At 65.3% G+C, this 17,981-nt stretch carries 26 protein-coding genes; 23 read left to right on the forward strand and 3 right to left on the reverse strand.

Features of this window, described 5'->3' with window-relative positions:
* Nucleotides 1–312 precede the first annotated feature (312 nt).
* The 21 genes from Aph01nite_RS38215 to Aph01nite_RS38315 all read left to right on the forward strand — a co-directional run bounded on the left by Aph01nite_RS38215 (nucleotide 313) and on the right by Aph01nite_RS38315 (nucleotide 15,007).
* Nucleotides 313–762 carry a hypothetical protein gene (locus Aph01nite_RS38215; RefSeq protein ID WP_204045967.1) on the forward strand — a complete coding sequence of 150 codons (450 nt, stop codon included), beginning with the start codon at nucleotides 313–315 and terminating at the stop codon, nucleotides 760–762.
* Nucleotides 759–1,007 carry a hypothetical protein gene (locus tag Aph01nite_RS38220; RefSeq protein ID WP_204045968.1) on the forward strand — a complete coding sequence of 83 codons (249 nt, stop codon included), beginning with the start codon at nucleotides 759–761 and terminating at the stop codon, nucleotides 1,005–1,007. The genes Aph01nite_RS38215 and Aph01nite_RS38220 overlap by 4 nt, the downstream gene beginning before the upstream one ends.
* 309 nt (nucleotides 1,008–1,316) lie before the next feature.
* A complete protein-coding gene (locus tag Aph01nite_RS38225; protein ID WP_204045969.1) occupies nucleotides 1,317–1,754 on the forward strand; it encodes a hypothetical protein in 438 nt (145 codons plus the stop codon).
* A complete protein-coding gene (locus tag Aph01nite_RS38230; RefSeq protein ID WP_204045970.1) occupies nucleotides 1,754–2,467 on the forward strand; it encodes a sigma 54-interacting transcriptional regulator in 714 nt (237 codons plus the stop codon). Before Aph01nite_RS38225 ends, Aph01nite_RS38230 begins: the two co-directional genes overlap by 1 nt.
* A gap of 204 nt (nucleotides 2,468–2,671) precedes the next feature.
* Entirely contained in the window at nucleotides 2,672–2,821 is a 150-nt protein-coding gene (locus Aph01nite_RS38235) for a hypothetical protein (protein WP_204045971.1), read from the forward strand.
* Between the two features lie 8 nt (nucleotides 2,822–2,829).
* The gene (locus Aph01nite_RS38240) at nucleotides 2,830–3,162 is read left to right on the forward strand and encodes a hypothetical protein (protein ID WP_204045972.1); all 333 of its coding nucleotides are present in this window, start codon (nucleotides 2,830–2,832) and stop codon (nucleotides 3,160–3,162) included.
* A gap of 18 nt (nucleotides 3,163–3,180) precedes the next feature.
* Nucleotides 3,181–4,341 (forward strand): hypothetical protein, encoded by a 1,161-nt coding sequence (locus Aph01nite_RS38245; protein ID WP_204045973.1) that lies wholly within the window; start codon nucleotides 3,181–3,183, stop codon nucleotides 4,339–4,341.
* 8 nt (nucleotides 4,342–4,349) lie between these two features.
* On the forward strand, nucleotides 4,350–4,547 hold the full coding sequence (locus Aph01nite_RS38250; protein ID WP_204045974.1) for a hypothetical protein: 198 nt from the start codon (nucleotides 4,350–4,352) through the stop codon (nucleotides 4,545–4,547).
* A 115-nt stretch (nucleotides 4,548–4,662) separates the two neighbouring features.
* Nucleotides 4,663–4,905, forward strand: coding sequence for a hypothetical protein (locus Aph01nite_RS38255; protein WP_204045975.1), 243 nt, complete (start codon nucleotides 4,663–4,665; stop codon nucleotides 4,903–4,905).
* Between the two features lie 6 nt (nucleotides 4,906–4,911).
* Nucleotides 4,912–5,070, forward strand: a complete 159-nt coding sequence (locus Aph01nite_RS38260; protein ID WP_204045976.1) for a hypothetical protein — start codon at nucleotides 4,912–4,914, stop codon at nucleotides 5,068–5,070.
* A 10-nt stretch (nucleotides 5,071–5,080) separates the two neighbouring features.
* Nucleotides 5,081–5,644, forward strand: coding sequence for a hypothetical protein (locus Aph01nite_RS38265; RefSeq protein ID WP_204045977.1), 564 nt, complete (start codon nucleotides 5,081–5,083; stop codon nucleotides 5,642–5,644).
* A 26-nt stretch (nucleotides 5,645–5,670) separates the two neighbouring features.
* A complete protein-coding gene (locus tag Aph01nite_RS38270; protein WP_204045978.1) occupies nucleotides 5,671–6,519 on the forward strand; it encodes a hypothetical protein in 849 nt (282 codons plus the stop codon).
* Between the two features lies 1 nt (nucleotide 6,520).
* Nucleotides 6,521–7,204, forward strand: a complete 684-nt coding sequence (locus tag Aph01nite_RS38275) for a transglycosylase SLT domain-containing protein (protein WP_204045979.1) — start codon at nucleotides 6,521–6,523, stop codon at nucleotides 7,202–7,204.
* Nucleotides 7,201–7,809 (forward strand): NlpC/P60 family protein, encoded by a 609-nt coding sequence (locus tag Aph01nite_RS38280; RefSeq protein WP_204045980.1) that lies wholly within the window; start codon nucleotides 7,201–7,203, stop codon nucleotides 7,807–7,809. The genes Aph01nite_RS38275 and Aph01nite_RS38280 overlap by 4 nt, the downstream gene beginning before the upstream one ends.
* 96 nt (nucleotides 7,810–7,905) lie before the next feature.
* Complete coding sequence (locus Aph01nite_RS38285; RefSeq protein ID WP_204045981.1) at nucleotides 7,906–8,274, forward strand: hypothetical protein; 369 nt, start codon at nucleotides 7,906–7,908, stop codon at nucleotides 8,272–8,274.
* Nucleotides 8,274–9,293, forward strand: a complete 1,020-nt coding sequence (locus Aph01nite_RS38290; RefSeq protein WP_204045982.1) for a hypothetical protein — start codon at nucleotides 8,274–8,276, stop codon at nucleotides 9,291–9,293. Before Aph01nite_RS38285 ends, Aph01nite_RS38290 begins: the two co-directional genes overlap by 1 nt.
* 1 nt (nucleotide 9,294) lies before the next feature.
* The gene (locus Aph01nite_RS38295) at nucleotides 9,295–9,447 is read left to right on the forward strand and encodes a hypothetical protein (protein WP_204045983.1); all 153 of its coding nucleotides are present in this window, start codon (nucleotides 9,295–9,297) and stop codon (nucleotides 9,445–9,447) included.
* 762 nt (nucleotides 9,448–10,209) lie between these two features.
* Nucleotides 10,210–13,287 (forward strand): DUF927 domain-containing protein, encoded by a 3,078-nt coding sequence (locus Aph01nite_RS38300; protein WP_204045984.1) that lies wholly within the window; start codon nucleotides 10,210–10,212, stop codon nucleotides 13,285–13,287.
* Nucleotides 13,277–13,834, forward strand: coding sequence for a hypothetical protein (locus Aph01nite_RS38305; protein ID WP_204045985.1), 558 nt, complete (start codon nucleotides 13,277–13,279; stop codon nucleotides 13,832–13,834). Before Aph01nite_RS38300 ends, Aph01nite_RS38305 begins: the two co-directional genes overlap by 11 nt.
* A gap of 186 nt (nucleotides 13,835–14,020) precedes the next feature.
* Nucleotides 14,021–14,320 carry a hypothetical protein gene (locus tag Aph01nite_RS38310; RefSeq protein ID WP_204045986.1) on the forward strand — a complete coding sequence of 100 codons (300 nt, stop codon included), beginning with the start codon at nucleotides 14,021–14,023 and terminating at the stop codon, nucleotides 14,318–14,320.
* Between the two features lie 402 nt (nucleotides 14,321–14,722).
* Nucleotides 14,723–15,007, forward strand: a complete 285-nt coding sequence (locus tag Aph01nite_RS38315; RefSeq protein ID WP_204045987.1) for a hypothetical protein — start codon at nucleotides 14,723–14,725, stop codon at nucleotides 15,005–15,007.
* A gap of 279 nt (nucleotides 15,008–15,286) precedes the next feature.
* Here the strand turns inward: Aph01nite_RS38315 and Aph01nite_RS38320 are convergent, their stop codons facing one another.
* Genes Aph01nite_RS38320 through Aph01nite_RS38330 form a run of 3 tightly spaced genes read right to left on the reverse strand, consistent with a single transcriptional unit; the run spans nucleotide 15,287 to nucleotide 16,159 of the window.
* Complete coding sequence (locus Aph01nite_RS38320) at nucleotides 15,287–15,742, reverse strand: hypothetical protein (RefSeq protein ID WP_204045988.1); 456 nt, start codon at nucleotides 15,740–15,742, stop codon at nucleotides 15,287–15,289.
* Complete coding sequence (locus tag Aph01nite_RS38325) at nucleotides 15,732–15,938, reverse strand: hypothetical protein (protein WP_204045989.1); 207 nt, start codon at nucleotides 15,936–15,938, stop codon at nucleotides 15,732–15,734. The genes Aph01nite_RS38320 and Aph01nite_RS38325 overlap by 11 nt, the downstream gene beginning before the upstream one ends.
* Nucleotides 15,935–16,159: a hypothetical protein gene (locus Aph01nite_RS38330; protein WP_204045990.1), complete on the reverse strand. Its 225-nt coding sequence runs from the start codon at nucleotides 16,157–16,159 to the stop codon at nucleotides 15,935–15,937. Before Aph01nite_RS38330 ends, Aph01nite_RS38325 begins: the two co-directional genes overlap by 4 nt.
* A 287-nt stretch (nucleotides 16,160–16,446) precedes the next feature.
* Here Aph01nite_RS38330 and Aph01nite_RS38335 point away from each other — a divergent pair, with 287 nt between their 5' ends.
* Together Aph01nite_RS38335 and Aph01nite_RS38340 are read left to right on the forward strand one after the other, a co-directional pair.
* Nucleotides 16,447–16,707 (forward strand): hypothetical protein, encoded by a 261-nt coding sequence (locus tag Aph01nite_RS38335; RefSeq protein WP_204045991.1) that lies wholly within the window; start codon nucleotides 16,447–16,449, stop codon nucleotides 16,705–16,707.
* Nucleotides 16,708–16,779: 72 nt separating this feature from the next.
* Nucleotides 16,780–17,028: a hypothetical protein gene (locus tag Aph01nite_RS38340; protein ID WP_204045992.1), complete on the forward strand. Its 249-nt coding sequence runs from the start codon at nucleotides 16,780–16,782 to the stop codon at nucleotides 17,026–17,028.
* Nucleotides 17,029–17,981: the final 953 nt, after the last annotated feature.

Raw genomic sequence — 17,981 nt, forward strand, 5'->3', positions numbered from 1 at the left:
CGGCTGCTTCGCAGCGTAGGACAATCCGCTACGCGGTAGCCGAAACAGCCCACACGCCGTAATTCGGTGCGCGAAGCGTGAAATGGACATAAAGGCGGCAGAACGGGCAGGAACCCGGCAATCATGAGTGGTGCTCGCGTTTTGTAAGTGCGTACTTTGTCAGGACATTCTGTCATCCTGTTGTCCAGCCAAAAACGCGAGACTCGCTCACGTTTTCTAAAACATGAGGAATTTTCGGCTAGGCTCACGTTTGAAAGGTGAGCAAGTCTCATGTTTACTGTTATCGAACGCGTGTACGAAAGGGGCTCCGATGTGTCAGCGATAGTGCCCGAGAAGCTCGCGGGTGACTGGACCGATGATGACGGCCAGATCCTCGCGGACCAGCTCGGCGAGACGAGCAACGCGCCGAAACCGCCGGCGGACGTACCCGCGGTCCAGCCCGTGGAAGTCCCTCCGAAGACGGGGCGGCTGATCACGGGAACCATCCAGCTGGAGCCGGGATGGGAACCTGTCCTGCTGCTCCCCGCGGACCCGAACCGGCTGACCGTGGTCATCCAGGACAACGATGTGCTGAGCAACTTCGCATGGGTGGCCGGCGATCCCCAGGACCTGCGGTTCTCCCGCACGGCGTTCGTAGTGGTCACGGACAGTCCGCTCACGCTGGCGGGCTACACCGGGCCGCTCTACGCAATCGCGGCTCCTCCCCCCGAGGGCGAAGAGGGGCTTCCCGCGAACATCTCCTACGTGGCGGTGACGGCATGACCGAAGAGGAGCACGAGCCCACCAACGCCGAGGTCATGGCCGCGGTTGCGGTGCTGATCGATGGCGTCATGGAGCTGACCACGAAGGTGGACGGCCTTCAGTCGCAGGTCTCGGGCGTGGTCGGACAGGTCGCGGGCGTGATCGAACAAGTGGCTCCCGCGGTCGAGAAGCTCGCGGAGAACCCGGTGCTGCGGAAGCTGATCGGGGGAGGGAAGCGTGTCCGACCCGCCGAACCCGCCACCTAACCCCCCGGATGACCCGCCCACAGACCCGCCGGCGAATCCGCCGGCGGACCCGCCAACTCCTCCGCCAACTCCTCCGCCAGCTGACCCGCCGCACGGTCCGGGCGATCGGCTGGACCGGATCGAGAACGTAGTGAACGGCCTGGTGGACATCGTGGCGGGGCTCACACCGAAGGACGCCGGACCCACGAAACTCCCGTGGACGCACAGATGGGGCAAAGACTGATGAGCGCCGTGATAGACGGCACTCCGCCGCTGATCCCGGATCAGCGCCCACCGGTTGACCCGCCGCTGCGGTGTGAGGTCTGCGGTGTGGACCTGGTCTACAACGGCAAGGGTCGCCGGCCGCGGAAGTGTGACGAGCACAAGAACACGCGGCCGTCCCGGCAGAAGCCGAGCGCGAGCGCGAGCGCGGCCGGGCCGGCGGCCACCAAGGCGGAGCAGCTGGCCGAGGCGGCGGCCGAGGTGCTGTGCCAGGCGAACGAGTGGCTCGCCATGGGCGCGTTCCTGGCCGGCCTGGTGGATACCTCCTCCAAGCTGGCGGGGCGCGAGGAGAAGTTCAGGGAACAGGCGGTTGCCGCGCTGGTCCTTGACCCGGACCTGTCCAAGATGATCCTCCGGATGGGAGCACGGTCCGGGAAATTCGCGCTGGCAGGCGCTTACCTGAGCCTGCTCGGCGGCGTGGTCCCGGTGGCGATTGAGGAGATTCGAGAGATTCGCGAGGCGCGGCGCGCTGAGGCGGAGGTCTGATGCGTCCCGGTCCCGTCACCACTCAGCAGATGAAACGCCTAGGCGCGGCGTGGCGTCAGGGCATGCATGTGCTGATCACGGGCGGGACCGGGAGCGGTAAAACGCTGCTTGCGCGCCACGTTGTGGAGCAGCGCATTATCCGTGACGGATTCGTGGTCGTGTTCTGCTGCAAACTCAAGCCGGATGACACGTTGCGGGAGCACTACAAGGGGTTTGTGCGGTGGAAGACGTGGAAGCGCCGGCCACGCATTGACGAGAACAGGGTGCTGTTCTGGCCCGATGTTGAGGGTAAGTCCGTCACGGAAGCCACGCCGATCCTGAAACGTGAGTTCGCTCACGCGCTGGACGAAATTAGTCGGGTCGGTTACTGGACCGTCCAGATTGATGAAGGGCTTTTCGTTTCGTCTCCGGATTATCTCGGGTTGTCCGCGCAACTGGGCATGATGTACGCGCTCATGCGGACATCCCGAGCCACGATGATTACGCTGGCGCAGCGTCCGGCGCATTTGCCACTCGCCATTTACGCGAACCTGGATCACGCGTTCGTGGGTCGCGCGAGTGAGCTGCCGGACCTGAAGCGGCTTGCGGATCTGGACGGGCCGCACAGCTCCAAGGAGCTGAAAACCATCATCGCGGCGAACGGGAAACACGACTTCACGTGGATTCCGGTAGGTCCTGGATGGAAAACCGAACAAGTGAACATGAGGCGGTGACATGGATACGGCCGTGGTCATTTCGGCAATCACGGCAATACCGGCCACGCTCGCAGCGTGGGCGGGCATCATCGCAGCTAGGAGAGGTGGAATTTCCGCACAAGACGTTGCGGACATCAAGAAACTGATGTCCGAACACGTGGGGGATTCCGCGATCCATTTCCGACCCGATAGACGGATCGCGAACGGAAGGGAGCAACGGGCATGAGCCTGCCCACTCCACACGCGCATATCAGCCCGGTGCATCTCCTGGCGGCTATCGCGTTCACAATCGCCATTTTCGGCACGGTGCATTTGCTGTGCCTGAGCAGTGACAACCGGATGACCCGCGCGCTGATCGCGCTCGGGCTGTAGGAGGGCGCATGCAAGAGCAGCACGAGGGTCCGCTGTTTCCGGACCCTGCGCACATCGTGGACCCGGGCGTGACCGGGGAGCGGCTGGACCGGATCGAGGCGGAGCTTGCCGAGCTGCGCAGCCGGCAGGCGGAGGTTCCCGAGCCGCTGGTGATGTCCGCGCTGGAGCCGGACCCGCCGCGGGAGCCGGGGGACGTGACGCGGGAGCGGTTCAGCGAGGCGGACGCGGACGCCGGCGGCTGGATCAGGTTCTACGAGCCGATCGGGGAGGACAAGGTGCTGCGTCACCACCTGGTCCCCCGGAAGCACTGGGCTCGGTACGAAGCCGAGCACGGGTTCTAAGGGAAGGGAAAGGCAGGCATGACCACTCCCACGATGGACGCCGAGACTCGGCAGATCGCGCCGGTTCCCGGGATCGAGTTCACGGTGGCGTCGCGGCCGTCCGCTCGGTACAGCAACCGGCAGACGGTGAGCAACTTCGCTGGTCCGACCAGCTTCCAGCCCATCCCGCTCAACGCCACGGGATGGGTGCGGAAAATCAGCGTCCTGGTGACGGCGACCTACACGACCAGCGCGAGCGCGGCCGTGGTCGCAGGTGACGCGCCGTTCAACCTCATCTCGTCCATCCAGCTCAAGGACGCGACGGGGACGGCGATCACTCAGCCGATCACGGGCTACAACCTTCACCTGGTCAACAAGTATTTCTCGTCCGGCACCACGAACACCAACATCCCGCGGCCGTACGGAAACCCGCAGCTGGGGCCGGAGTTCGCGTTCTCGGCGTCCGGCACTTCGGGCGTGGCCACGTTCCGGCTGGACATCGACCTGGAGCAGGACTACAACAGCGCCTACGGCTGCGTGCCCAACCTGGACAGCAACGCGAGCCTGCTCCTGGAGATCGGCGTTGCGTCCTACACGGTCGCGTTCTCCGGTGGCACCGCGTCCGCGGCCACGGTGTCCGTCAACGTGGATCAGCACTACTGGGCACCGGTGGGCAACCAGCTCAACGGAGTCCCGGTGGACGCGATGCCCCCGGGCGCGGGTGACTACCTCGCGCTGAGGTATGAGAACCCCACGGTCTCCCCCTCCACCGAGAACATCGTGAACCTGACCAACCGCGGCGGCCTGATCAAGGGCATCATCGCGGTGTCCCGGGCCGCGGGCGTGCGGACGGCGTTCACGGCCGCCACGCCCGTGGGCCTGGTCCTGGACAACAACGAGATCGATTCCGGCATCTCGCTGGAAGCCAAGCAGGATCACATCCGGCGGGCTTACGGCTACTACGGGGCGGACCTGACCACGTCCTACGCCCCGCTGACGCCGGGCGTCATGCCGGGCCTTGATCGCGGCGTCATGGTCTGGCCCTTCTGGGCGGAGTCCGGCGGCCGTGACAGCTGGCTCGCGACCAGGGTCGGGGCGCTGCTCCAGCTCAAGGTCACGCCGGGCGCGTCCGCTTCGCAGCTGGAGATCATCACCCTGATCGGGCAGGTCAGGAACTCCGGCACGTTCTACAGCGCGTAGGAGGCGCAATGCCACCCGGAACCATCAAGACCGAGCCCGAGGGCATGGTGCCGCTGGTCACCAGTCGGGAGCCCAAGGGACCGACCAGGGCCGGCGACCCGGGCAGCATCGGGGACCAGGCGCTCAAGGACGCCCTGATCATCATCGTGGCGGCGTGGGCCGTCCTGTTCTTCCTGGGGTTCAGCCTCAGGGGCTTCAACATCTGAAGGGAGAGGCCGGATGGACAAGGTCGTGAGCCTGCTGAACAACCGCTACCTGATCGCGGTTGTCGTGGGCCTGTTCGTGCTCGGAGTCGCGCGGCGCTTCGTGGGCCGGTAGCCCATGCGCCCGGAACTGCCGTTCCTGGCGGCCGGCGCAGTCGCGCTCGCGGGCGGTGCCGTCCGCGAGCGCGGTTGGCCGCAGGAGGGCACGGGCGCGGTGATCGGCACCGTCGTGGCGGTGCTCATCGCGTCAACGGCCACGGGCTCACGGTTCGCGCCCCTCGTGCGCGCCGTGGGTCTGCTGGTCCTGCTCGGCGCGGTCTACGCGGCCGTGCCAGCGTTCACAGCCCGGAAAGAGAGGTGACCACAAATGGTCGATAGGGCCATCGGGGTACTGATCGCGATCGTGGGGCTTACCGCCCTGGGCGTGATCGTCTCCAAGCGCAGCAACACGGCCGCGGTGCTGACCGCGTTCCTGACGGGATTCGCGGCCACGCTCAAGGCGGCCGTCAGCCCGGTCACGAGTTAAGGAGCGGCGTATGGGGCTGTTCCTGACCGGCATCGCACGGCCGGCGAACGTACCGGCCGATGAAGCCGCGGTGCGGTCCACCCTGGAGCCCGTGGACCAGGGCGAGCCGCAAGCGGAAGCGCCACGGCCGCCAGAGTTCAACGAACTGTTCACCGACCAGAACCCGCACAACGGCCTGCCCACGCGCATGGTCGCGTCCGACTGGACCGAATCGGAGCGCGTGGCACCGTTCTGGGCCGGCCATGCGAACCCCACCGATGACTACGCGATCGTGAACCGCCGGCAGGACCAGGCAGGCACGGCCGCGGCGCGGGAACTCGCGGGAGAGGGAACGGCGTCGCTCCCGTGGGCCAACGGCATCGAACCGGTGATCCGGGACGGTGGCAGTTTCGGCGCCGATTACTTCGCGGTGGAACAGGAGGGCATCCAGCCCACCATGGGCGCGGAAATGACCATCCCGCCCGGCACCGACCAGGACGTGACGGCGGCCGTGGCCGCGACGGGGAAGCGCAACACGCGCCGAGCCGCCGCGGCGGCCAGCTACGAAGCGTGGATCACGGCGGTGACCGGATGAACTGGTCCGGGCTCATGGAGCGCAGAGTGCTCGGCGTGCCGATCCTGTACGTGGTCGGCGCGCTCGCGGTGATCCTGGCCGTGGTCGCGTGGCGCATGAAACCGGCCACGGGCGTGCAGCTGGCGGACGAGCCGGCGGCCGAGGACGAGCCGGCGGCCGGCGATCCCGCCGGCGGCGTGCCACTCCCCTACGTGTCCGGCGGGTCGGTCTCGCAGGCACCGCTCCCCGACCCCAACGACGGGCCGAGCGCCGATGACAACGATAAGTGGCTCAGACGGTCCGCCGAGTGGCTCGCGGGTCAAGGCCACGCCACGATGGACGCGGCGCTGATCGCCCTTCAGAAGTACCTCGCGGGTGAGCAACTATCCATGGAGCAGGGCCGGTTACGGGATCTCGCGACCGACCATTTCGGGTATCCGCCCGATCTCCCGCAATCGGGCGGAACGGGAAATGGGGATGCACCGGATGACCCGGATGTCCCGACTCCTCCCGTTCCGCCGACTCCTCCCGTAGTGGTTCCAGCCGAGCCGAAAAAGTACATAGCTCCCGCGTTTCACACGGTTTCGGGTCCATCGGACGATTCATACACGGACATGGCGCTGCTGTTCTACGGGGAGAGCGGCGTGCAGTACGGCGTGGATCTGATCCAGAGCTACAACGTGAAGCACGGACACCAGGGACCTTTCCCGCCCGGAACAAGGTTCTGGATTCCGAAGTACGCGCCCCCCCGGTACGTGATCGCCACGGCGTCCATGCGGACCGCTTCGCAGATCATCAGCAAAAATCCGCCGCTCAACTCCGTGGCCATGCTCCAAGAGCTGAACGACGGAATGACCTTCCCGGTCAAGGTCGGGCAGAAAGTCAGGGTGGCGTGAGATGCCCACCAACAACCCGTCCGCCAGCTGGCTCACGCCGGCGCAGGTGGCCGGTTTCGCGGTCGGTGCGGGATTCTCGGGGACCGCGCTCAGAATCGCGGTAGCGGTCAGCTTCGCCGAGAACCCCGCGCACGATCCCGCATCGGTAGGGGACGCAACGCTGACGGATGCGAAGTGGGGTCCGTCCATCGGGCTGTGGCAAATCCGCAGTCTGAAAGCGGACGCGGGAACGGGTAAGGAGCGTGACGCGCGAGCGCTGGACAACCCGGCTTTCAACGCCAAATCGGCGTACACGATTTCGGGCGGCGGCAAGACCTGGACGGCCTGGACTGAGTTCAACAACGGCGGCTACCGGGCGAAGCTGGCCGAGGCGGACGCGGCGATCAAAGCCAACGGCGGGAAATCCGGGGGCGTGGTCGGTGATCCGGACGTGCCCAAGGAAGAGGCAGACATGGGCCTGCCCGCGGCGATCCTGGCCGCGATCAATAACTTTGGTCAGGGCCTTTTCCGGATGGGGCTCAACGCTGGCGCGCTGATCGTGGCGCTCGTCCTGATCACACTCGGCGTGGCCGTACTAATGCGGGAGCCGATCAGGCGCGGCGCGGCTCACACGGCGAGAGTCGCCGGCGCAATCGTCCCCGGAGGAAAAGCAGCCAGCGCGGCCGGGAAGGTGGCGAAGCTGTGAACACGATTGCGTGGCTGCTGGTCCTGCTCGGCGCGCTCCTGATTCGGGGAGTCACGAAAGGACGCGTGACCGAACTCCCGGGCGACCTGAGAGACATGCTTATTGCCGGGCTGTCCGGCGATTTGGAAGCGCTCAAGGAGGCGGCAGGGCGGGAAGGTGACGGCCTGGAAGCGCCGACCGTGGACGTGACCGCCACAGCGCCCACGGGCGGTAAAGCATTCGCGGCGGGGAAAGGCGCGGCGCTCCTGGCAACCGCGCGCCAGCTCGGGGACGGAAAGCCGTACGTGTGGGCCGGAACATTCGCCAACGGACGCGGCGGAGATTGCAGCGGCCTGGTCTGGCGGGCCGGTAAGAACTCCGGACTGTGGACCGTGGCGCGCTTCACCACATTTACGTTCCCCCGAGCCATGAAGAAATACGTCAAGGTCGTGACCACGCCGCAGGTCGGCGATATCGCGGTCTGGCAGCGCGGCGGAATTAAGGGCCACATGGGGATCGTGAGCGGTCCGAACCGCTTCTACTCGGCGCTGTCCAAAACGAACGGAATCAGGGAAGCGCCGATCTCGGTTATCTCGGGACGGCTGACCTACTACCGGCTGATCTAGCGGTAACCCGAGGTTACCGGCGGCGTTCCCGCAGGTCGGCGCGGTGGTAACCCGAGGTTACCGGCAAAACGGCGACCAGGAAGAACGGGAGGCAGAGTGCCAACCCTGCTCAACGAGAGCGCACAAGCGATCGTAGACGGCTCCGGAACGGCGATAGTCCGAATGGCACCGCAAGGCGAAGACTGGGAAGTCACGCGCCTTTCAGTCAAGGTCTCGACGCGGGTCAACGAAGCGGAAGCGAACTACTACCTCACGACCATCTGCGATGACAATCGGCAGGAGGGGACGTATTCGGGTTCGTCTGGGGATACCTCGGATACGAAGATGTTCCTGAATGACGGCGACCCGCTATTCGTTGTGTGGACGGGCGCGGACGTGGGTGCAATAGCAACGGTCACTCTGCGGGGAACGAAAACAACGCCGATTGGCGGATTCCGAGCGGCGCCGGCGGGTGGTATCAGGTAATGGGATTCGCGAATCAAGTAGTAGCCGGGACGACTCTAGTTCGCCAAGCGATCAAATCACCGAACTATATCCCGAACGTTTCCGGCTGGACGGTAAACCGTGACGGCTCGGCGGAGTTCAACAATCTATTCGTGCGCGGCGGATTCCAAATCGGAGCGGCGCCGAGTCCGCCGAATGCGCGAATCGTCGGTCAAGTAGTCGCCGGACAGCCGACGGTAGAGTTCTACGACGGAACCAATCCGACTCCGGCGAAAATCACGGCATACGCGGCCGGGCCGGTCGGCGGAATCGAAATCTATTCCGGCGATTCATCGGCGGAAGAGGTGGAAGCGAATTGGAGCGGAGAGGCGCTCCGATTCAGATACACCAACAATGGACCAGATCAGCAATTCGTGGTCATGTCCATCGGGTATCTCGGCGCTCCGATCTATTCGGTGGCATCGGCCAACAACGCATCCGGCACGAACAACATGGAATACGGTCTCGACGAGACCATCTTCCTTCCGGACAACACAAAGGGACTATGGTATTCGACCGGCGAAATCCTGGTCGGTTCGCACAAGCTTGACGCGAATATGCCGGGCCGACTGGTGGACGGAAAGGTTCATACGGGATCCGTTACTCCGGCGAACTCTACCAGCACGACGGATGTGAACATCCCGAATGCGAACATGCAAAACGTCTATCTCGAAGACGGGTACGCATATCAGGCTACGGTGAGAATGCCGGTCGCCGGAACGGTCGCAGGGGATAGGGCATCCATTCGGCTGTGGGATGGGACTCCGGGATTCTCACAACTAAGCCGGGATTTCAATATCCGCATCCCTGCCGCGTTGGGGTTGTACGAAACCGTTACGTGCACGTTCCTCTGGAAGCAAATCGGCACTACAACGATAAGCAACCTGAACATCTCGGTAGCGAGGCTATCGGGAACGGGAACCGTCAGCGCCCAGGCCGACCAGAACTACTCCTCAATCGTGGAAAAGCTCGGGCGCGCGAGCGTAGTTAGTGGGTTGTGACATGGCCGCACAGACGCAAGACGTAATCGATGCCTACTCCCGGCAGTGCGCGAGCCTGCTGCATCGGAACATCTATCTGGAAGCGCGGTTGGCGACCGTGGAGCGCCAGCTGCTGGAAGCGCAGGAGGCGGCCGGGAAGGTCGCGAACGTCTGACCGGAAAGGATTGCGCACGTGCGCCCGGCATAGTCAGGTCGGGCCGTAAACGCGATCTCCGGCACGAGAGGCATTCGGGGCTGGTGGGGCAAACGGGAAGAACCGCCAGCTGAAGCCGGGATTTCCCGGACGTGTGTGCGACCAGCGCCCGAGAAACAGGTGTGTCGGGCGTTATGGTTGTTTCGGGTCTTGGGAGGGGCTCGCAGGGACAAGCGGGGCTGATGATCAACTGTGTTGAGGCTGCTACGCTCCTCAACATGGAGAGTGAGAGTCAGCGTCACAGCGTCGCATTGAACCTGCGGATCTCCCCGGACTTCCGTAAGCGGCTCGATCATGTGGCGAGCCGGTATGACTCGACCATCACAAGTGTGAGTCGTATGGCTCTCATGATCGGCCTGGAAGCTCTGGAGAGGCTAAGAGCGGAGTCCCCACAACTCCTGCCAGCTGACCCGGGGACGAGAGGCACGGCGGGCTCCGGGGAGTCCGACGACACTACGTAGACATGCGTAGACCCGGCTCACTTTCACTGAGCCGGGCCTACGTGAAGGGAGGTGAAACAACCTTTTTTAGAGGTGACGGACGGGCTTCCCGACCCGCCGCCACCAAGTGAAAAGGCTCACCATCAAAGGCGAGCCTCAACACCAGACAGCGAAAGAGTACCAAATTGAACACGCGCTTCTACCCGAGTGTCTCAATGTGTGGACTCGGGTTTGACGTCATATGCCCTGGCTCTTGCGTCCGCGGCCACGTTGGTGGTAGCCCGTGACCGCATGGCGGCGTGTCCCTGGTAAACCGGCCTACGAGTACTCCACCAGCGCGGGAGAAGTCCGGCGCTGGTCGGTGCGCGGTGAGGATGCCGAGCCGGTCACGATGCTGGAATGGGTGCCGATCGTCACTCGGTACATCGTGGTGAAAGATTCAAAAGGCAAGATCATCGAGGCGCGCTACACGCTCACGATCGCCGACCACGAAGACACCATAGATGCCGATGACCTTGGGTCCGCCGAGTCCTGGAAACGCTGGCCGGGCGCGGTCGGCGTGCACGATAAGCCCATGCGCGAGGTGCTCGCCATCATCGTGCAGGACCAGGCGCAGCGCCGGGCGCAAACCGTGGCCGCGCCGTACTGGTCAGGGGACAACCTGGTGATGCCCGGTCCCGATCTTCTGGAGCGCGGCTACGGCGAGAAATTCAGCGTGGCGGAAGAGGTCGCCGAGCTGCTCAGGATCGCCGAGCGGAACCCCAAACTGGCGCTGATCATGGGGTTCAGCTACGGAGCGCCGTACGTGGAGCCGCTGGACCGTCAGCCGTTCTGGGTGCACTCCTCCGGAGTCAGCTCTAAGGGCAAAACCACGGGCTTGCTCGCGGCGGCCAGTCTGCACGGCCGCCCGGGGAAGCGCGGAATCAACCGCCCGTGGAACGCAAGCGGGAACGGCGTCACGCTCTTTCTCGGAAAGCTCGCGATCATGCCCGCGTTCCTGGACGAACTACATATGGCGGGGTTCACGCCCCCCCAGCTCAAGCGGACGGTACACACCACGTGTGACGGCTCGGACCGGTTCACCAGCTCCCGGAAGCGGAAGCTCTCGGAGTCGCCGGCCTGGTACGGCGTGCTGTTCTCCACCGGGAACTACAGCGTGACGGGAGTCTGCCCGCATGCCGAGATCGCGGTGCGGGTCGTGGAGATCCCCACACCGATCACGCTCACGCCCGAGGACGCCAAGAGGGCGAAGAAACTCGCCATCGAAAACTACGGCTGGTGGACGCCGGTTCCCAGAGAAGCTATGCGGCTCGCGCTCGCGCACGCTGAGGACCTGATCGGCATCCCGGAGGACGGCGGAACGGCCGGGCGGGTCGTGGAGAACCTCGCGCTCGGCGTGGCCGGTGCGTACTTCCTGGGAGGCAAGGAACTGGCCGATGCCGCGCTGTCCGCGGCGCGGGAGCTGCTGGCCGTCCAGGTTGAGGAACTCCGCGAAGAGGGCGTGAAGCCGTCCGAGCGGCTCCTTGAAGAGATCCGGCAAGCGGTGGTCTCGCGGCCGAACAAGTTCCCGACCGCGGGCCGGTACTCGGACTGGGTGCGGGATCACCACGCGAACCACGGTCTGGCGATCGAGGGATTCGCCGATGGTGACCGCGTCCAGATCCTTACCCGCAGCATGGCGCGCATAGCGACGGATGCCGGGCTGGACAACTACCGGATTGCGCTCCGGGAGCTGCGAGACGGGGGCCTGCTCAAGGTCGGGTCGGAGAAAGGCGAACGGCTACGGAAGAAGATCGGGCTCGCGGGTCAGAAGTTCGACGTCTATGAAGTCGTGCTCTCTTCTGAAAGTGAGAAAACTACCGGGAACACCGGGAACACCGGGAACCATGAGGGTATATCCGCAGGTCACAGCGGCGCGGAGACGGTTCCCGGTCTGTGGCCGGTTCCCGGTCCCACCGGGAACCGGGAACCAGAGCCCGGGAACCACACGGCCGCGAGCGCAGAAGCAACACCGCAGGTCGCAGACGCGCCGAGCCCGGTTCCCGGTTCCCGGTTCCCGGTTCCCGGTTCCCGGTCCGGAAAGCTGGACGTACCGGCACCGTGCGCGGCCGGGGACGGCCTGAGCAGCTGGCACCGCGACGGCATCCCGCTGCATGCGAACTGCGATCCACCTGCGGTAGTGCCGGTCCAAGAGGAGATCCCGCCGGCGGACCCGCCGCGGTCGACCAGGGCGCAGCGCGCCGAGCCTCGCGCCGACCGCGGGGAACAGCTGGCCCGGTTCGCCCGCGCGATAGAGCAGAGCGGCCGGTTCCCGGGAGCGGCCGAACGGGACGTGTCCGCGGCGCTGACGGTGTTCTCGGCAAGCCTGGATGGGCTCGCGTGGGGACCATCGGCAGGGACCACGGGGCAATGGCTGTTTGAGAAGCTGGAAGCCCAGTACGGGAACGTGCCCGTACTGGGCACGCCCCCGAATCAGCCTGACCTCGGGGAAGGTCTGGTGACGCGGTTCGACTTCGTGGACCAGGCGGCCGATGTGGGGGCGGCCGAATGGGTCGCCAGCTGGGATGTGAACGGACAGTTCTTGGGGCCGCTCGGCGGCCTGGAGCTGGGAACCGGTGAGCCTGAGCACGTGGACGGCGGCATGTTCTTGGCCCGGTACGACCGCAAGGCGCTCAAGCTCCCGGGGTACGCCCGGCTGACCGAAGATCTGGACGTGTGGCCCGGCTGCACGGTGCCGGGCGGGCAATGGGTGCCCAACCCGGTCGCCGAGTACCTCCTGATGCGGTACGGCGCGGTGGAGTTCGCCGAACGGTGGGTGTGGCCAGAGCATCGGCGCTGGCTCGCGCTGTGGGGATCGCGGGTGACGGCCGCGCGCACGGCGCTGATGGCGCGCGATGACCTGCCGTCCCGGATGGCGCTGGTAGCGCTCAAGCAGATGTACGCGAAGTTCCTGGGTGGGTGGCTGAACTCCGGTCCGAGCAAGAACAACTACAACCGGACCAACACGCTCCGACCGGACTGGATGCACGCGACTCACGCGCAAGCTCGCATGAACGCATTCCGGGCGCTGGGCAAGACCGACCCACAGCCATTTTGCGTGTCCACCGATACGGCCTACTTCCTGTTGCCAGCGGGAGCGGACGTGACCGCGCTGGACGTCGGGCTCCAGGTCTCAGGTCAGGTCGGGAAGTGGAAGCGGGCCGAGCTGGCGCACGCCGGCGAGACGGGCACGATCAAGCGGAACAACCGGACGCGAGAATCCACGATCGCGGCCGAGGTCAGTAAGGGGCGCGCGTCCGGAGTCGTGGCGCTGGTTCACGACCTGCACGCGCGGAGAGAGGAGCGTGCGGGTGTCCGGTAGTGAGGAGTATCTGCGGGACCTGGTGGAGTCCCAGGACATCGGGGACTGGTCTGACGTGGTCCGGGAGATCGCCGAGGAGCTGGGTGGGGGAGCGACTCGGTTCCTGGCCGGGCTGACTGGCCGCGGGGGCGCGGGTAGGAACGCGCTCCGGTCCCCCGAGCGGTGGGTGAACCGGGCAACGGACAAGATCAACCCGCGAACGGGGGAGCTGGCTCAGGCGTCCACGCCCAAGCCCGCTGATCAGAAATCGATCATCGAGGGGTGGAAGCTGCGCAAGGCGGCCGACCACCTGAGACGAGCCCGCAAGATCAAGGCGGGGGACATCCGAGCCCGGTACGCCGGTCAGCGTGACGCGTGGACTCGGCGAATCGGTGATCTCGGCGTGGACAAACCGGGAGTGGCGGACGGCCTGACGGAAGCGGCCGAACTGCTGGAGCAGGGCGATTATGCGGGAGCGGCGGAAGCGCTGGACACGGCCGTGATCGAGGGCTACGAAGCCGAGAACATCGAGGTGGACGACTACGAAGACGGGTTTGAAGTTGAGTAAAGAGGTGTCCGGTATGACCGGATAGGGCGAGTCGAAACGCTAGCTGGGTGGTACCATCCAGCTAGCGTTTCCACCTTTGAAGGGAGGTGATCGCACATGGAACAAGAGCACATCAGCACGCGACTTCCCGAGCGTGCCGTGCTAGACGACGACAGTCCGGATTCCGTGGAGGGTCTGGAAAGGGTGTTGGCTGACCGAATCCTCGGTGAGCTGGTGGTCCCGTTCCATGATCACGTGGCGTGGCTCGGGGATCGGGCGCGCTGGCGGAACATCGAGGAACGCTCACGGTGGCGTACGGCCGCGGCCTGGTCCGCTCTCGTGCTCCTGCTCGGCGGGGCAGTCGCCGGCGGCGTCACCATGTGGGTCAAGTTCGGGGCTGACCTGTGGGCCGCCCATCCGGAAATCCGCCCGATCGTGCTCGGCTGCTTCGCGGTCGGCCTGGTCCTGGGCGTGCTTGTCTTCCTACTAGGGAGGAAAGAGAGGTGAGGCTTTCATCGTGTCTCTGCGAGCCCGGAGTGCCCGAAGAGGGTAGGCCCTGCTACGCCGGGAAAAACTGTCTCTGCAAGCGGCACAGCTGCGCAGGAAGGGAGGCCGTGGAAGAGTACCCGCACGCTGAGCGTGAGGCGCGCCGCGGTGAGCTGTGGCGTCTGAGCAAGATCCAACTAGTCCGGACGCATCACGGCGGGAGCGGTTGCCTGATGCCGATCGCCGAGCTGAGGGGCTGGACGAGAGAGGAACTGGTCACCGCGATTCTGGATGGTGAGTTCGGGCCGCGGCCGTCCGCACCGCAGGAGATCATCTAGGAAAACCAGGAGCGCCACCTACGGCCACGTAACCGGTTTGGTTGCGTGGCCGTACCTATATGCACACAATCGAAGGATGGGCGGAGTGACGTACGTGGACCACTTCGGGCCGCACCGCGCGCTCGGGGTAAAGGCGATCCACAAAATCAGGTGGCGGAAGCCCACCGACCGCGGCGCGACCATCCGGGAGAGAGCCTCAACCTGCTCATGCCGGGCAACGGTCTATTCCCTCTTGACCGCCGGAGGCCTGATGTTCATCAGGCGGTTTGTGGATGAGGACGGAGAGGTAGAGGTCAGGGACTCACCATGGGTGCGCCCGGTGGAGGCGGAGGAAGTCTGGGAGAGCCTGCTCAAGGGCCACGCGGTCTGACAAAAGGGTTAAAACCCTCCCCCAAGGGTGAAGCCCTTTCCCCTGACCTGGGCTGATCTTGGCCCCCGGGAGATAACCTGACATCTCCTCGCCAGGGTAGCCCGGGTTCCTGGTCCTAGGAGGGAGCCAGGTTCCCGGGGCGGCCGATCTTGGCGAGCGCGACCCGTGAATGGGTGCACGGACGAACGTCTGGGGAAGCTCGCCGGATACCTTCCCCGGTCACACCCAAAGCGAAAGCCCCCCCGAGTGAGCACCCGGGGGGGCTTTCAACTGCGCGGACTAGGCCGTCTTGCGATGCCGACCCTTCAGCGGGATCACGCGGTAGTCCTCCACGCCGACCGCCCGAAGGTGCTCGGCGCGCTGCTCCCGCAGCTGGGGCACGCTCGCCTTGACCGCGTCCGCGAGACGGACCACGCCCGCGGCCTGCTCACGTCGCGCGATGATCTCGCGGCCGAGCTTGATGCGCTTGAGAATCGCCACGTGCGAGGTACCGAAGATGCGGCCGATCTCCCGCAGGGACCAACCGCCGGCCTGAGCCTGAGCCTGAGCCAGACCCACGTTCACGGAGTCCGTGAGCCGTTGCTGCATGTCCTTGTAGAACGTGATGGCGGCCGGATCATTGGCCACACGCTTGCCGTAGGCGTCCGTGAGGCGCGTCCACGCGGCCACGAAATCCTCAGTCTCTGTGACCCGCTTGGGCGCTGGCTTGCCGATGCGCTGGGGCTCACCATTCATCGAGATCTCCCTCCTCATCGCGGGGGCAGTCGCACCCGCATGCGTGGTCAGCGTGCTCGTAGCCGATGCCGTAGCAGCGGCAGTGCCCCTCACCGCACGGCATCGGCCGGTCGTCATTGCCCAGCTCGGGCTCGTCCGGAGTGGTGGACGCGGTGGCGCCGATCACCTCGGAGATCTGACGCAGGTACCCGCTCATAGGCCGCCCTCATCCCAGCGTTCGCGCATCTCGTCCTTGGCGGCCTCGTGGTCGTCCTGTTCCTTGGCTGCCTCGTAGGCTTCTCCGGGGCTCTCGTGAACGCAGCGCGGCCACAAATCGCACCGCTGGACCTCCGGGCAGGCGGCCTCGCCAAGCCACTCCCGGAACTCTGGATCTATCGCCGCGAGCTGACGCAGCTCGGGGAAGTGAGGTTCTCGCATGAGATCCCTCCTGTCTCGTGGGCCTGACCGGTTCAGGCCCGGTCCCGTCCGGCGTCCCGGCCGGTAACCTGAGGTTACCGGTGTATTGAAGCCGGTACCACTCTAAACCGGTAACCTCGGGTTACCAGCCGCGCGAGACGAGAGAGAAGCCCATGGGAGAGAGAGTCCTTCAAATCACGGTGGAACAGCGCACCGGGAGCGGCGTACAGGTGGACCAGTTCGTTCTTGGGCTCGCGCCCGGGGGGTCCCCATCGCTGAGCCCCAACGATGCCTCTCCGCATATCTACGTGCGGTGCGCGATCGTAGACGCCGCGGTCGATCTGGAGCCGGTGGCGCGAGCCGGAATGCAGCCGAGCCCCAGCGCGCCGACCGGGCCGGCCAGGATCACGGCGGACGACCTCGGCAGAGAAGGACCCATCAAGGGGCTGCTCGACTCGGTCGAGATGTGGGCGGGCCGGCTGGACCGGGCTGATGATGAGGATCTCGATCGGGTGGCCGATGAGGTCATCAGGGAGATGTCCGAGCAGGTCAAGCTGTACCGGCGCTGACCTGGGGATCTAACGTTCGTCTCACGTTCGGCGTTTGCGCTCGTCAGAAGCCATGCCGCACGCTTCCATCTCATGAACATCTGGTGCGAGTTCAACGATGGGCGAACAGACGCGAGCGTCTCTCTGAGCGCGGCTCCCCTGGTCGGTGACGAGGTGCTTTGGTACGCGACGGAAAGCGAGAACGGCAAGGAATATGACACGGAGACCGCGTATACGGTGCTCGACCGTCTTTGGCTCCTGGGGGATGGCCGCGATGGCGGCCCCGCCGGCGAACAGTTAAAGATCGTGCTCGGTACGTCACCGGATTCACGTAAGCCGTAACGTACGGGTCCGCCGGGGGATGGGCCGCCTCCGCGGCGCGCACCGCGGCGGCCGTGGGCGCGGCGTAGGATGTGATCCCTGACCGGGGGCGTGCTCCACTCGGGAGCGCCGGTGTCCTCGTACTGCACTCGGGAGCGCCCCCGGTCAACACGGGTTGTGAAATTCAACGGCTTCCCTATGGCCAGCGGGGATGCAACGCAGGGGCGCGCTCCCGGGAGCGCCCTAAGCCCTGTAGCAGCGTTATACGCGCAAGTCTGGCCTCCTCTATCCTGGCCGCAGGACGGCACATTGGAGACCAGCCTTGCCGCCGGCCTTACCGCGCGCCCTTTGGCGTTTGGCTTGCTACGGCGCTCGACCGACCGGGGGCGCGCGGTCATCCTGGCTCCCCGGGGCATACTCTGTAGGCGTCCACACGGCGTGCAGCGCCCCCCTGAGACGGGGGCAGGACAACAGCCGGCCCCCGGGGTTGATCACCCGGGGGCCGGCTGCGACTTAGGAGGGGAAATGGGAATCATTTCCATAATCGTCAGCTGCATCGCGATGGTGGTCAGCATCGCGTGCGCCGTGGACGCGCGCCGGTCCATGCGGAGCGCGGAAGCATCGGCGAGAGCAGCAGCAGAATCCGCGCTGGAAGCGGAACGGCACTCCAAGCATGCTCAAGCCGTGGCCGGACTCTAACCTACGGGACCGTAAGTAAGGGTAACCTAAATGTCCACAGCAATGGCAGCTAGTGACGTAATAGCATTCATTAGCCGGTATTCCCCATATTCTCCAATTAAAGTGGTTACAGGTGATGGGGTGTTGAACATCACTGATGTAACTTATTCGCAGGTTTCGGGAAACATAATACTTATTGGGGAGAAAGAGCAGCAATGACCGATTTCGCCCAGAAAGCGCGAAGCGCCCCCGATAGGGCATCGCGGAGCGATTTGCCCCAAGCTGCGAAGCAGCCG

This window comes from Acrocarpospora phusangensis, assembly GCF_016862995.1.
GTDB classification, from domain to species: domain Bacteria; phylum Actinomycetota; class Actinomycetes; order Streptosporangiales; family Streptosporangiaceae; genus Acrocarpospora; species Acrocarpospora phusangensis.

Coding starts and splice junctions, on each gene's coding strand:
- Aph01nite_RS38240 (WP_204045972.1), top strand. CDS start 2,830: ATGCAAGAGCAGCACGAGGGTCCGCTGTTTCCGGACCCTGCGCACATC.
- Aph01nite_RS38230 (WP_204045970.1), top strand. CDS start 1,754: ATGCGTCCCGGTCCCGTCACCACTCAGCAGATGAAACGCCTAGGCGCG.
- Aph01nite_RS38340 (WP_204045992.1), top strand. CDS start 16,780: ATGAACATCTGGTGCGAGTTCAACGATGGGCGAACAGACGCGAGCGTC.
- Aph01nite_RS38220 (WP_204045968.1), top strand. CDS start 759: ATGACCGAAGAGGAGCACGAGCCCACCAACGCCGAGGTCATGGCCGCG.
- Aph01nite_RS38235 (WP_204045971.1), top strand. CDS start 2,672: ATGAGCCTGCCCACTCCACACGCGCATATCAGCCCGGTGCATCTCCTG.
- Aph01nite_RS38320 (WP_204045988.1), bottom strand. CDS start 15,742: ATGAATGGTGAGCCCCAGCGCATCGGCAAGCCAGCGCCCAAGCGGGTC.
- Aph01nite_RS38245 (WP_204045973.1), top strand. CDS start 3,181: ATGACCACTCCCACGATGGACGCCGAGACTCGGCAGATCGCGCCGGTT.
- Aph01nite_RS38255 (WP_204045975.1), top strand. CDS start 4,663: ATGCGCCCGGAACTGCCGTTCCTGGCGGCCGGCGCAGTCGCGCTCGCG.
- Aph01nite_RS38290 (WP_204045982.1), top strand. CDS start 8,274: ATGGGATTCGCGAATCAAGTAGTAGCCGGGACGACTCTAGTTCGCCAA.
- Aph01nite_RS38295 (WP_204045983.1), top strand. CDS start 9,295: ATGGCCGCACAGACGCAAGACGTAATCGATGCCTACTCCCGGCAGTGC.
- Aph01nite_RS38260 (WP_204045976.1), top strand. CDS start 4,912: ATGGTCGATAGGGCCATCGGGGTACTGATCGCGATCGTGGGGCTTACC.
- Aph01nite_RS38250 (WP_204045974.1), top strand. CDS start 4,350: ATGCCACCCGGAACCATCAAGACCGAGCCCGAGGGCATGGTGCCGCTG.
- Aph01nite_RS38325 (WP_204045989.1), bottom strand. CDS start 15,938: ATGAGCGGGTACCTGCGTCAGATCTCCGAGGTGATCGGCGCCACCGCG.
- Aph01nite_RS38330 (WP_204045990.1), bottom strand. CDS start 16,159: ATGCGAGAACCTCACTTCCCCGAGCTGCGTCAGCTCGCGGCGATAGAT.
- Aph01nite_RS38265 (WP_204045977.1), top strand. CDS start 5,081: ATGGGGCTGTTCCTGACCGGCATCGCACGGCCGGCGAACGTACCGGCC.
- Aph01nite_RS38275 (WP_204045979.1), top strand. CDS start 6,521: ATGCCCACCAACAACCCGTCCGCCAGCTGGCTCACGCCGGCGCAGGTG.